The organism is Variovorax paradoxus, from assembly GCF_024734665.1.
Taxonomy (GTDB): Bacteria; Pseudomonadota; Gammaproteobacteria; order Burkholderiales; family Burkholderiaceae_C; genus Variovorax.
Genome location: NZ_CP102931.1, coordinates 4545970 through 4558533 on the forward strand (window position 1 = coordinate 4545970; position 12564 = coordinate 4558533).

At 67.0% G+C, this 12564-nt stretch carries 7 protein-coding genes; 3 read left to right on the top strand and 4 right to left on the bottom strand.

What is annotated here, in order from left to right:
• Positions 1 to 54 precede the first annotated feature (54 nt).
• On the top strand, positions 55 to 1056 hold the full coding sequence (locus NWF24_RS21465) for a phosphotransferase enzyme family protein (protein WP_258350293.1): 1002 nt from the start codon (positions 55 to 57) through the stop codon (positions 1054 to 1056).
• A gap of 78 nt (positions 1057 to 1134) precedes the next feature.
• The gene (locus NWF24_RS21470; RefSeq protein WP_258350294.1) at positions 1135 to 1500 is read left to right on the top strand and encodes an SPW repeat protein; all 366 of its coding nucleotides are present in this window, start codon (positions 1135 to 1137) and stop codon (positions 1498 to 1500) included.
• A 57-nt stretch (positions 1501 to 1557) separates the two neighbouring features.
• Here NWF24_RS21470 and NWF24_RS21475 read toward each other — a convergent pair whose 3' ends face one another.
• The 4 genes from NWF24_RS21475 to NWF24_RS21490 all read right to left on the bottom strand — a co-directional run bounded on the left by NWF24_RS21475 (position 1558) and on the right by NWF24_RS21490 (position 11736).
• The gene (locus tag NWF24_RS21475) at positions 1558 to 3060 is read right to left on the bottom strand and encodes an efflux transporter outer membrane subunit (RefSeq protein ID WP_093059040.1); all 1503 of its coding nucleotides are present in this window, start codon (positions 3058 to 3060) and stop codon (positions 1558 to 1560) included.
• A 13-nt stretch (positions 3061 to 3073) separates the two neighbouring features.
• Positions 3074 to 6358: an efflux RND transporter permease subunit gene (locus NWF24_RS21480; RefSeq protein WP_258350296.1), complete on the bottom strand. Its 3285-nt coding sequence runs from the start codon at positions 6356 to 6358 to the stop codon at positions 3074 to 3076.
• A 625-nt stretch (positions 6359 to 6983) separates the two neighbouring features.
• A complete protein-coding gene (locus NWF24_RS21485) occupies positions 6984 to 10103 on the bottom strand; it encodes an efflux RND transporter permease subunit (RefSeq protein ID WP_258350297.1) in 3120 nt (1039 codons plus the stop codon).
• A gap of 34 nt (positions 10104 to 10137) precedes the next feature.
• Complete coding sequence (locus NWF24_RS21490; protein ID WP_258350298.1) at positions 10138 to 11736, bottom strand: efflux RND transporter periplasmic adaptor subunit; 1599 nt, start codon at positions 11734 to 11736, stop codon at positions 10138 to 10140.
• A 268-nt stretch (positions 11737 to 12004) separates the two neighbouring features.
• On the opposite strand from NWF24_RS21490, the gene NWF24_RS21495 reads away from it, so the two are divergent.
• Positions 12005 to 12526 carry a DUF6622 family protein gene (locus NWF24_RS21495; RefSeq protein WP_258350299.1) on the top strand — a complete coding sequence of 174 codons (522 nt, stop codon included), beginning with the start codon at positions 12005 to 12007 and terminating at the stop codon, positions 12524 to 12526.
• Positions 12527 to 12564: the final 38 nt, after the last annotated feature.

Genomic DNA, 12564 nt, shown 5'->3' on the forward strand with positions numbered 1-12564 from the left:
GTCCGTTTGCCGGCCGACCTGCATAATCGCGCCCTTTTTCCCTAGGGACGCCAGATGAATCTGGAAATCGCGCAATCCACGCCGACGGCGGCAAGCATTGCGAAGCTGGTTCAGGCGCACTACGGCCTGGGCGAAGTGGTCGAGAGCGAGTTCCTGCGGCGCAGCTTCAATCAAGTCTATCGACTGAGCTTTGCCAGTGGGCGACGTGCCGTGGCGCGGCTCTGTGCCGAGCGGCCCCGAGGCGGCCCCAACATGCTGTTCGAATCAGCCGCGCTGCAGCATTGGGCCCAGGCCGGATGCCCCGTATCCCGTTGCCTGCCCACCACGGACGGTGAAGTCGCCATCCACGTGTCGCTACCCGAGGGCTCCCGGGCGCTGATGCTGTTCGAGTATCTGGACGGAGAGTTCACCGGCGACTCGGCCGATGACATCGAAGCCTTTGCGCACGGGCTGGCCGCCCTGCACGTCGCGGGCGAAAGCTACCAGGGGCCGGCCAGCAGCTACTGCCTCGACCTGGACTACCTGCTGCTGCGCCCCCTGCAAGGCCTGCTGCGCGCTCCGACCATGACCGCCGAGCTGCGCCCGCAATTCGAGATGCTGGGCCAGCGCCTGCACAGCGATGTCCTGGCATTGGGCGAACTCAGCCGCGTGCTGTGCCACGGCGACGCGCACGGCAGCAACAACTTCATCGTGCGCGGTGCGCAGGACCAGCACGAGGCGGTGTTCTTCGACTTCGACGAGGCGGGCCCTGGCTACCTGGCTTATGAACTGGCGGTCTATCCGTGGAGCCTGCATCCGCGCACGCCCGATGGCGTACTGAGCGACAAGGCAACGGGGCAGTGGCGGAACTTCATATCCGCCTATCGCGAGGCCCGGCCCCTTTCCGATGCCGACCTTGCCGCCATCGCACGTTTCATGGCCGTGCGGCAGATCTGGCTGCTGGGAGAGTGCGCAGGAAGGGTTCCCGTCTGGGGCTCCCAGACCATACCGACCGACTACCTCCGCCGGCAGGTGACCATGCTGCGCAAGTGGGAAACATTGGAGTTGCCACTCTAGTAGGGCCCGGAACCCTCCCCACCCAGCGCAAGTCGAACTGCTTGTCGCGGCGCCTTGTCGCGACAGGAGGTAATGACCATGAAGCAAGTGAAGCATTGGCAAGACCCCGTCAACGCCGTCGCCGGCGCCTGGCTGATCGTCTCGCCCTGGGTCCTGGGCTTTTCGGACATGACGCCCGCCATGTGGACGATGGTGGCGACCGGCATCGTGCTCGGCGCGGTGGCGCTCGGTGCGACCTTCGTGCCCCGACAGTGGGAAGAATGGACCGAGGTTGCGCTGGCGGCCTGGCTCGCGATATCGCCCTGGGTGATTGGCTTCCGTGGCGTCGAGACGGCGATGGTCAATGCGGTGCTCGTCGCCGCGGTGATCCTCGTGCTGGCGCTCTGGGTGCTGGTGACCGACAAGGACTACCTGGGCAATATCGGCGACCGTCCGGCGCATTGACCTGACCGCCGGGCCGGAGGATGGGCCCAGTGCCCATCCTTCATATCGATCAGCCGCTTACTGCGTGCGCGAAGCGGCGGGTTGCGGTGCTGCCGCGTCCGCTTTGGCGTTGTTGCCATCGCCCATCCACCCAGCCTGCCAGCCCCCGCCCATCGCCTGGATCAGCGCGATGGCCGTGGTCTGGCGGCTGACCTGCAGCTGCACAAGCGTGCGCCGCGCGCTCAGCGCGGCGGCCTGCGCGGTGACCACGTCGGTGTAGCTCACCTGCGCGGCGCGATAGCGGTTCAGCAACTGCTGCTCGGTCTTGTCGGCCGCAGCCGAGGCCTCGCGGCGGAAGCCCTCCTGCTCGGCGAGCGTCGCGCTCGCGGTGAGCTGGTCTTCCACGGCCTGGAAAGCCGTGAGCACGGTCTGCCGATAGCGCGCCACGCTCGACTCGTAGGAGGCCTTGGCCGAATCGACGTTGGCCGCGATGGCGCCCGCATCGAACACCACCTGCGCCACCGAGAAGCCCAGCGACCACAGCGAGTTGGCCGAGCTGAACAGGTCCTTCACGCGGCTGGCGCTGCTGCCGACCGAAGCCGTGAGGCCGATGTTCGGAAAGTAGGCTGCGCGCGCAATGCCGATCTGCGAATTCGCCGCCGCCACGGTGCGCTCGGCGGCCGCGATGTCGGGCCGGCGCTGCAGCAGCGTCGAGGGCACGCCGAGCGGCACGCCGGGCACCACGGGCGTCCATTGCGCGGCCGGCAGGCTGAAGTCGGCTGGTGCCACGCCCAGCAGCGCGGCAATCGCGTGCTCGTAGGTGGCGCGCGTGCGCTGCAGACCCACCCGTTCGGCCTTGGCGTTGACGAGTTGCGTCTGCGCCTGCAGCACATCGGTCTGCGCGGCAATGCCGGCCTGATAGCGGTTGCTCGTGATCTCGAAGGCGCGCTGGTAGCCCTGGATGGTTTCGTCGAGCAACACGATCTCCGTGTCGGCCTCGCGCAGCGAAAAGTAGTTGGTGGCCAGGTCGCCGATGGCCGACAGGCGCGCCGCGGCCAAGTCGGCCTCGCTCGCCTGTGCATTGGCCTGCGCGCTGCTCACGGCTTCGCGCAGGCGGCCCCACACATCCGGCGTCCAGCTGGCGCCGAGCGTGGCCGAGAAGGCATTCGACGGGCTCGACGTGCTGCTGCCGCCCACGGTGCCCGAGCGCTTGCCGCTGCCATCGAGCGACACCGACGGGAACAGCGCCGCCCGCTCGCCGCGCACCAGCGCCTGGGCCTGCGAATAGTTGGCCACCGCCGCGGCGATGTTCTGGTTCGACACCTGCACGCGGCCGGCGAGTTCATCGAGCGTGGCATCGCCGAACAGCTTCCACCATTCGCCGCGGTCGAGCGCGTCGGCAGGCGCGGCGGGCAGCCAGCCTTCGGCGGTCTTCTGCTCCTTCCAGTTGACGGACGCGGCGGTGGTGGGCTGCTCGTAGCGCGGGCCGACGGAGCAGCCGGCGAGCACAGCAGCCAGTGCGAGCGCCGAGAGCGGGAAGCGGCTCGCGCGGAAGGAAGAAAGGGAAAGCAGTGCGTTCATGGCGGTGTTGTTCTCAAGCTGGCGCGACCCGGCTCAGTTCGTGTTCGTTCTTGCCGCGGCGGCGCAATTTGTCGAGCAGCAGGTAGACGACCGGCGTCGTCAGCAGGGTCAGCAGCTGGCTGGCGATCAGCCCGCCGATGATGGCCACGCCCAGCGGCCGGCGCAATTCAGCGCCCTCCCCGAAGCCGATGGCCAGCGGCAGCGCGCCCAGCGCGGCCGCCAACGTGGTCATCAGGATCGGGCGGAAGCGCAGCAGGCAGGCCTCGCGCACCGCCTCCAGCGGCGAGAGCCCGCGCGAGCGCTCGGCCTCCAGCGCGAAGTCGATGATCAAAATGGCGTTCTTCTTCACGATGCCGATCAGAAGGAACACGCCGATCAGCGCAATGATCGAGAACTCCATGCGGAACATCAGCAGCGCCAGCACCGCGCCCACGCCGGCCGAGGGCAGCGTCGACAGCACGGTGATCGGATGCACCAGGCTTTCGTACAGGATGCCCAGCACGATGTAGATCACGATCAGCGCGGCCAGGATCAATATGGCCTGCTGCCCCTGCGACTGCTGCGCGCTGGCCGCCGTGCCGGCGAAGGCGCCGCGCACGTTGGTGGGCATCGCGATGTTGGCCTCGGCCTTGGCAATGGCCTCGCGCGCATCGCCGAGGTTCGCGCCTTCGGCGAGGTTGAACGAGATGGTGGTCGCCAGTTCGCCGTCTTCATGGCTCACCGAGGTGGCGACCGATTGCTCTTCGAACTTCGCCACTGCCGACAGCGGCACGAGCGCGGTGGCCGTGTTGCTCAGCACGTTGCCGGTCGATGCGCTGCGCAGGCCCGCGTTGGCCGACACCGGCACGGAGGTGCTGCTGCTGGCCGTACTGGTCGTGCTCGAGGACGACGACGAACCTGAACTCGTCGACGTCGTGGTGCTCGCTGCCACCTGCGTGGTCACGGTCTGGCCCCCCACTACCGTCGTCTTGGTGGCTGGCACGTACACGTCGCTCAGGGCATTGGGACTGCGCGCGTAGCGCGGCGCCCATTCCATCACCACGTGATACTGGTTCAGCTCGGTGTAGATGGTCGCCACCTGTCGCTGCCCGAAGGCGTTGTAGAGCGCGTTGTCGACGGCCGTGGAAGTAAGGCCCAGCCGGCGCGCGCTGTCGGGGTCGACTTTGGCCACCGTCTCCACGCCGTTCTCGTCCTGGTCGGTGTCGATGTCGGTCAGCACCGGCTGCATCTTCAGCTCGTCGGACAGCTTCAGGGCCCAGGTGCGCAGGTCGGCGAGGTTGTCGCTCTTGAGCGTGTACTGGTAGGTGGAATTGCTGGCGCGACCGCCCGAGCGCACGTCCTGCACGGTGCCCAGGAACACACGCAGGCCCGTTACTTCGTTGAGCTGTGGCCGCAGCCGCGCGATCACGGCCAGGCCGCTGTCCTTGCGCTGGTTGGCCGGCTTCAGGTTGACGAACATGAAGCCGCCCCCCGCCCGGCCTGCGCCGGTGAAGCCGACCACGGTGTCGACCGCCTCGTCCTTGCGGATGATGTCGACCACCTGCCGCAGCTTGGCAGCCAGCGCCTGCGACGAGATGCTCTGGTCGGCACGCAGGCCGCCGTTGAGCTGCCCGCTGTCCTGCTGCGGGAAGAAGCCCTTGGGCGCGGCGCTGAAGAGATACACATTGAGCCCGACCACCGCCACCAGGATCAGCATGACCAGCCCCTTGCTGTCGAGCGCCCAGTCGAGGCTGGTCTCGTAGCGCTTGAGCACCCAGTCGTAGCTGCGTGCCGCCATGCGCCCGAAGCGGCCCTGCGGCTTGCTCTTGTCGTGCTCGCCACCGGGCTTGAGCAGCCACGCGCACATCATGGGCGTGGTGGTCAGCGAGATGACGAGCGAGATCATCACCGCCGCCGACAGCGTTACCGCGAACTCGCGGAACAGCCGGCCGACCTGCCCGCCCATGAACAGCAGCGGAATGAACACCGCCACCAGCGACACGCTGATCGACAGCACGGTGAAGCCCACTTCCTTCGCGCCCAGCAGCGCCGCCTTCATGCGCGTCATGCCCGACTCGATGTGCCGGCTGGTGTTTTCGAGCACCACGATGGCGTCGTCCACCACGAAGCCGGTGGCGACCGTGAGCGCCATCAGGCTCAGGTTGTTGAGGCTGAAGCCCAGCAGGTACATGACCCCGAAAGTGCCCAGCAGCGCCGCCACCGTGGCCACTGCGGGCACGATGGTCGCGCGCACGCTGCGCAGGAACAGGCTGACCACCAGCACCACCAGGATGACCGAGATGACCAGCGTGAGCTCGACCTCGCGCAGCGAGCCGCGGATGGAGTTGGTGCTGTCCGACGCCACCTGCAGCGTGACGTCGGGCGGCAGCTGAGCCTGCAGCTCGGGCAGCAGCGCGCGCACGCTGTCGACGGTCTCGATGATGTTGGCCGAGGGCTGCCGCGTGATCAGCACGATGATCGCGGGCTCGCCGTTGAACAGGCCGAGCGTGCGCGTGTCTTCCACGCCATCGACCACCTCCGCCACGTCCTGGAGCCGCACGGCCGCGCCGTTGCGCCAGGCGATGACCATCGGCGCGTAGTCGCTCGCGCGCAGGGCCGGCGTCTGCGTGTATATCTGCAGCTTGCGGCCTTCGCCCTGGACCGTGCCCTTGGGGCGGTTGGCGTTGGAGGCCTGGATGGCGGCGCGCACGTCTTCGGTGCTGATGCCGTAGCGGCTGAGCGCGAACGGCAGCAGCTCGATGCGCACGGCTGGGAGCGAGCCACCGCCGATTTCGACGTCGCCCACGCCATCTACCTGGGACAGGCGCTGGCTGACGATGTTCGAGACGGCGTCGTAGATCTGGCCCGGGGTCTTGGTCTTGGACGTGAGGGCCAGGATGATGACCGGCGAGGCGGCCGGGTTGGCCTTGCGGTAGGTCGGGTTGCTTCTTAGTGTGGCGGGCAGGTCGACGCGGCTGGCGTTGATGGCGGCCTGCACTTCTCTGGCGGCGCCGTCGATGTTGCGGCTCAGGTCGAACTGCAGGGTGACTCGGGCGGAGCCTACCGAGCTGGTGGACGTCATTTCGTTGACGCCTGCGATGGTGCCTAAGTGGCGTTCCAGCGGGGTTGCTACGCTGGTTGCCATCGTCTCGGGGCTTGCTCCGGGGATGGAGGCTCTTACTGAGATGACTGGGTAATCGACTTGGGGGAGTGGGGAGACTGGGAGGACGAAGAATGCGGCTATGCCTGCCAGGGCTATGCCTATGGTCAGTAGGACTGTGCCTATGGGGCGGCGGACGAAAGGCAGCGAGAGATTCATCTTTGCTCTCCTTGCGGAGGGCGGAGGCCGGGTCTCGCCCCGGCGGGCGACCTACTTTTCTTTGCTTCGCCAAAGAAAAGTAGGCAAAAGAAAGGCGACCCTACTGTCTGCGACCCTTCGCTTCGCTTCGGGCAACCTGCGGTGCTCGACGTAGACGGGGGTCCGCAGAACTCGCTCCACTGCGTTGCGCTCAGACAGCTGCGGCCCTGATCCCGTCTACGTCTGCGCTCCTCGGCGCAGCCAGAAGGGAGTTCGAACAGGCCATCGCTTCGCTCGGCCTTCGAACAGCCAACAGCCAAACTCAACCACCGCAGGCGCTGCGCGCCTGCGGTGGCACCGGGGCCGAGCGAAGCAAAGGCCCGAGTGGTCTCCCCTCCCCTCTGGCTGCGCCGAGGAGCGCAGCGTTTCGCGGATAAGGGCTCGCCCTTGTTTGAGCGAAGCGAGTTTGGGCGAGACCCCGCGAAACGCGAGCACCGCAGGTTGCCCGTAGCGAAGCGAAGGGTCGCAGACAGTGGGGTCGCCTTTTCTTTGCTTACTTTCTTTTGGCGAAGCAAAAGAAAGTAAGTCGCCCGCCGGGGCGAGACCCGGCCCCGGAACGCAAACACGCAACAAGAAGCAAGCCAGCTCAAACCGCTTCCTCCTCAATCACCGCCCGCCGCGAGCTCCCCCCACCCAACCGATCAAACGCCAGATAGATAACAGGCGTAGTGAACAGCGTAAGCAGCTGACTAACAATCAACCCCCCAAAAATCGCCAAGCCAAGAGGCCTCCGCAACTCAGCCCCTTCCCCAAAACTCAACATCAACGGCACAGCAGCAAACAAGGCAGCCAGCGTAGTCATCAAGATAGGCCGAAACCGCAGCAAAGCAGCCTGATGAATAGCCTCCCGCGGAGACTTCCCCTGAGTCCGCTCAGCATCGATAGCAAAGTCGATCATCATGATCGCGTTCTTCTTCACGATGCCAATCAGCAGAATGATCCCGATGATCCCGATCACCCCAAGGTCGTTGCCGGTGATCATCAAGGCAAGCAGGGCCCCGACCCCGGCAGAAGGCAGCGTGGACAAGATAGTCAGCGGATGCACATAGCTCTCGTACAGCACCCCCAGCACGATGTACACGCAAACCACCGCCGCCAGAATCAGCCACAGCTGGTTAGACAGCGACTTCTCATAAGCCCCTGAAGCCCCAAGGAAGGTCATCGTCACGCTGCCGGGCAGCCCGATCTCTTTCGCCGCCGCGCGAATCGCATCGACCGAAGTCCCGAGAGAAACCCCTGGCGCCGTATCGAAGTTCAGCGTGCTCGCCGGATACTGCGCCACGTGCGTGATCTGCAGCGGCGCCTGCTGCTCGGTGATGTCCGCAATCGCGGACAGCGGCGTCGCGGTGCCGGAGCCGGCGATCAGGCTCAGCTGCCCCAGCGTCTGCGGCGTATTCACCATGCCGGGACGCGCTTCGAGAATCACCCGGTACTGGTTCGTCTCGGTGAAGATCGTCGACACGATACGCTGGCCGAACGCGCTGTAGAGCGCATCGTCCACCGTACTGGCAGTAATCGACAGCCGCGCCGCGGTGTCGCGGTTCACGTTGACGAACGCCGCCAGGCCCTGCGCGCCGGCATCGCTGCTTACGTTGCGCACCTTGTCCGAAGTCTGCAGCTTGGCCACGAGCTTCTTCATCCACTCGGTGATCGCCGCGCTGTCTACGCCCTCCAGCGACACGCGGTACTCGGTCGGGCCGGTCTCGGCGTCGATGGTCAGGTCTTGCGTGGGCTGCAGGTACAGCGTGACGCCGGCCACCTGCCGCACGCGCTCGCGCAGCCTGTCCATCACGTCCTGCTGGTTGCCGCGGCTCTTCGTCAGGTTGATGAGCATGCTGCCGGTGTGCAGCATGGTGTTGTTGGCTGCGTCCACGCCGACGAAGGAGCTGAGGTTCTCGACCTCGGGGTCATCGAGAATGGCTTGCGCCGCCTGCAATTGCAGCTGCGACATGCGGTCGAAGGACACGTCCTGCGCGGCCTGCACGCGGGCCTGCAACTGGCCAGTGTCCTGCGTGGGGAATAGGCCCTTCGGGATCGTGAGGTACAGCACCACCGTCAGCACCATGGTCAGCAGCGCGACCAGCAGCGTGAGCGGCTGATGCTCGATCACCCAGTGCAGCGAGCGGTCGTAGCGCTCCATCACGCCGCTGAAGAAACGCTGGGCGCGCGCGCCGAAGCCATGGCCGGCGGGATCTTTCTTCGGTTCGTGCCTGAGCCAGCGCGCCGACATCATCGGCACCAGCGTGAGCGACACCACGGCCGAGATCAGGATGGTGATGGCCAGCGTCACCGCGAACTCGCGGAACAGGCGGCCCACCACGTCGCCCATGAAGAGCAGCGGAATCAGCACAGCAATGAGCGACACGGTCAGCGAGATGATGGTGAAGCCGATCTGCGTCGCGCCCTTGAATGCGGCCTGCAGTGGTTTTTCGCCCTCCTCGATGTAGCGCGCGATGTTCTCGATCATGACGATCGCGTCGTCCACCACGAAGCCGGTGGCAATGGTCAGCGCCATCAGGCTCAGGTTGTTGAGGCTGTAGCCCAGCAGGTACATCAGCCCGAAGGTGCCGATCAGCGAGATGGGCACCGCAATGCTCGCGATGACGGTGGCACGCAGGCTGCCCAGGAAGGCGAAGATCACGAGCACCACCAGCACCACGGCCAGCACCAGTTCCATCTCGACGTGCTGCACCGACGCGCGGATGCCGGCCGTGCGATCGCTGAGCACCTCGATCTTCAGCCCGGCGGGCAAGCCGGTCTGAAGATCGGGCAGTTGCTTCTTGATGGCATCGACGGTGGCGATCACGTTGGCGCCCGGCTGGCGCTGCACGTTCATGATGATCGCGGGCGACAGCTTGTTGGTGCCGTCGGCCTTGTTGCCGGCCCAGGCGCTGAGCTGGTTGTTCTCGGCGCTGTTGACCACCTGCGCCACGTCGACCATGCGGATCGGCGCGCCGTTCTTGTACGTGACGATGAGGTTCTTGTAGTCGTCGACCGTGAGCAGCTGGTCGTTCGAGTTGATGGTGTAGGCGCGCTTGGGGCCGTCGAAGCTGCCCTTGGCACCGTTGGAATTGGCTGCCGAGATGGCCGTGCGCAGCGTGTCGAGCCCGATGCCGTTGGCAGCGAGGGCCTGCGTGTTGGCCTGGATGCGCACCGCCGGGCGCTGCCCGCCGCTGAGCGACACCAGCCCCACGCCCGAGACCTGGCTGATCTTCTGCGCGAGCCGTGTGTTGACGAGGTTCTGCACCTCGGTGAGCGGCAGCGTGTCGGACGTGATCGAGAGCGTGAGCACCGGCGCGTCGGCCGGGTTCACCTTGGCGTACACGGGCGGCGCCGGCAGGTCGGCCGGCAGCAGCGAGCCGCCGGCGTTGATGGCGGCCTGCACTTCCTGCTCGGCCACATCGAGCGTCTGGCCCAGCGAGAACTGCAGCGTGATGATCGACACGCCCGCGGCACTGGTCGAGCTCATGCGGTCGAGCCCCGACATCTGGCCGAACTGGCGTTCCAGCGGCGCGGTAACGGTGTTGCTCATGACCTCGGGGCTGCCCCCGGGGTAGAGCGTCTGCACCTGGATGGTCGGGTAGTCGACCTGCGGCAATGCCGACAGCGGCAGGAAGCGGAACGCCACCAGGCCGGCCAGCACGATGGCGACCATCAGCAGCGAGGTCGCCACCGGCCGGAGGATGAACGGACGTGACGGGTTCACCGGGCGGTCCCCATGCGGCGGCTGCGACTACCGCTCATGGGCGGCGCCCGCCCTGGCCACCTTCGCCGCCGCCTTCGGACATGCGCTGCCAGCGCTCCAGCGCCGCCGGGTCGCCACGGTCCAGTGCTTCGAGGAAGCGCTTGCGGCGCTCCAACTGCTGCGGGTCGTCCTTGGCGGCGTCGAGCATGCGCTGGCGCTGCTCGGCGGTCGGGAGCTTGGCGGGGGTTGCGGGCTCCGCTGCGGGAGCGGCAGCAGCCGGGCCTGATGCACCTGACGCACCTGATGCGCCGCCCTTCGGCGCCGCCGCGCCGCCTTGACGGTGTTGTCCACGGCGCGAACCGCTTGCGGGCGCCGACGCCGCACCGGCCGGGCGTTCGACCTGGGTCTGCACGCGCGCGCCGTCCTTGAGCCGGTCGCCGCCTTCGGTCACGACCTGCTCTCCGGCCTTCAGGCCCGACATGATCGCCACGTTGTCCACGCTCGATTCGCCGCGCGTCACCGGGCGCTGCGATACCGTGCTGTCTTCGTTCAGCACATACACGTAATCGCCATTGGGGCCGTGGCGCAGCGCCGTGACCGGCACCACCACCGCGCTGGCCACGGTGCGCAGCAGCAGCCGCAGGTTGACGAACTGGTTCGGGAACAGCGCGCTGTCGGCGTTGGCGAAGCGGGCCTTGGCCTTGACGGTGCCGGTGGCGGTGTCGACCAGGTTGTCAAGCGTGGAGAAGGCGCCATTCGCAAGCTGGCGCGTGCGCGTGCGGTCGAAGGCGGTGGCGTCGAGCTTGGCGCCCTGGGCGAGGCGCTCCTGCACTTCGGGCACGCGGTCTTGCGGAATGGCAAATTCAACGTCGATGGGCGCGATCTGCGTGATGGTCGCAATGCCGTTGGTCGTGCCGGTCGAGATGTAGTTGCCCCCGTCCACCGGCCGCAGGCCGATGCGCCCGCTCACCGGCGCGGTGATGCGGCTCCAGGCGAGGTTGAGCTTGGCCGTGTTCTCGTTGGCGCGGTCGATGGCCACTGTACCTTCGAGCTGCTTGACCAGCGCGGCCTGCGTGTCGACGTCTTGCCGCGCGATGGAGTCCTGCCCCAGCAGGGTCTGGTAGCGCTGCAGCGTGACGCGCGCCGCCGCCAGTTGTGCCTCGTCGCGCTGCCGCGCTCCGGTGGCCTGGCCCAGCGCGTTCTGGAACGGCTGCGGATCGATGGTGGCGAGCACATCGCCCTTCTTGACCATCTGCCCTTCCTGGAAGAGCACGGCCGTGAGCACGCCCGACACCTGCGGTTGCACGATCACGTTGGCCAGCGGCGTGACGGTGCCCAGCGCCTCGAGTTGCACCGGGATGTCCGCCTGCCTGGCCGTGGCAACACCGACCGTGCTGGAGGCTCCGCCACCGCCGCCGCGCCCACCCGGGCCGCCCGGCCCACCGGGGCCACCACCCTGCCGGCCGGCGCCAGGAACGCCACCAGGGCCGGCCGCGGGCGTCTTCGACCGCTGGATCAGATACCAGGCGCCAGCGCCCAGTGCCACGAGCAGCAGCAGGGTCAGCAGCCCGCCCACCCACCGGCGTCTGCGCACCGTCGGATGTGTTGGCGAGACGGTGGAAGGCAGAGGCTCGGGTGGTTTTTCTTGTTCCATGGGCGGTGCGTGCGAAAGATGCAGGGGGTGCGGACCGGGGTAGTACAGCGCGGAATGGTAGTCCCGCTCTTTGCTGCGCCGTAAAGCGACGGTAAAGCTGCCCGCACGGCCTCCGCAATTCACGCCGCCCGGCTGCAATTCGCGCCGCATGCATGCATTCCGTCGCAAGCCGGTGGCTGGGGCGGGCGGGCGCCGGCACAGTCCACTCCATCGATTCCCTTCTGCCCTTCTTCTTCAAGATTTCTTCCACTTCCAACGGAGCGCCACCATGCTGATGCAAATCATCCTTCACACGCCCAAGTGGGTGTTCGCCGTGTTCTTCCTGCTGCTGTGGCTCGGCGCCAAGCAGCTGCTCACCAACAATGTGAGCCTGAGCCGCGTCACGCTGATGCCGGTGGCCATGGGCGCCCTTTCGATCTACGGCGTGGTCTCCGTCTTCGGCGATTCCTTCGGCGCCCTGCTGGGCTGGGCCGCCGCCGCGGTGGTAATGCTGGCGCTGGTGCTGCAGCGCCCGCTGCCCGCCACCACCCGCTACGACGCGGCCGAGCGCCGCTTCCACGTGGCCGGCAGCCCCGTGCCGCTGATGCTCATGATGGGCATCTTCCTGACCAAGTACGTGGTGGGCGTAACCCTGGCCATGCACCCCGAGGTGCGCCAGCAAGCCGCCTTCAGCCTCGTGATCCCGGTGCTGTACGGCGCCTTCAGCGGTGTCTTCGCGGCCCGTGCGGTGCGCCTGTGGAAGCTGGCCATCCGCACTGACGCTATGTCGGCCACGGCCCGCGCGGCCTAAGATTCCCTAGGCCACGACTTTCATCCAGGACCCGCCAC

What these genes read in the sequence shown, in the direction of transcription:
- NWF24_RS21465 (WP_258350293.1), top strand. Translation starts at nt 55, where the DNA reads ATGAATCTGGAAATCGCGCAATCCACGCCGACGGCGGCAAGCATTGCG.
- NWF24_RS21470 (WP_258350294.1), top strand. Translation starts at nt 1,135, where the DNA reads ATGAAGCAAGTGAAGCATTGGCAAGACCCCGTCAACGCCGTCGCCGGC.
- NWF24_RS21475 (WP_093059040.1), bottom strand. Translation starts at nt 3,060, where the DNA reads ATGAACGCACTGCTTTCCCTTTCTTCCTTCCGCGCGAGCCGCTTCCCG.
- NWF24_RS21480 (WP_258350296.1), bottom strand. Translation starts at nt 6,358, where the DNA reads ATGAATCTCTCGCTGCCTTTCGTCCGCCGCCCCATAGGCACAGTCCTA.
- NWF24_RS21490 (WP_258350298.1), bottom strand. Translation starts at nt 11,736, where the DNA reads ATGGAACAAGAAAAACCACCCGAGCCTCTGCCTTCCACCGTCTCGCCA.
- NWF24_RS21495 (WP_258350299.1), top strand. Translation starts at nt 12,005, where the DNA reads ATGCTGATGCAAATCATCCTTCACACGCCCAAGTGGGTGTTCGCCGTG.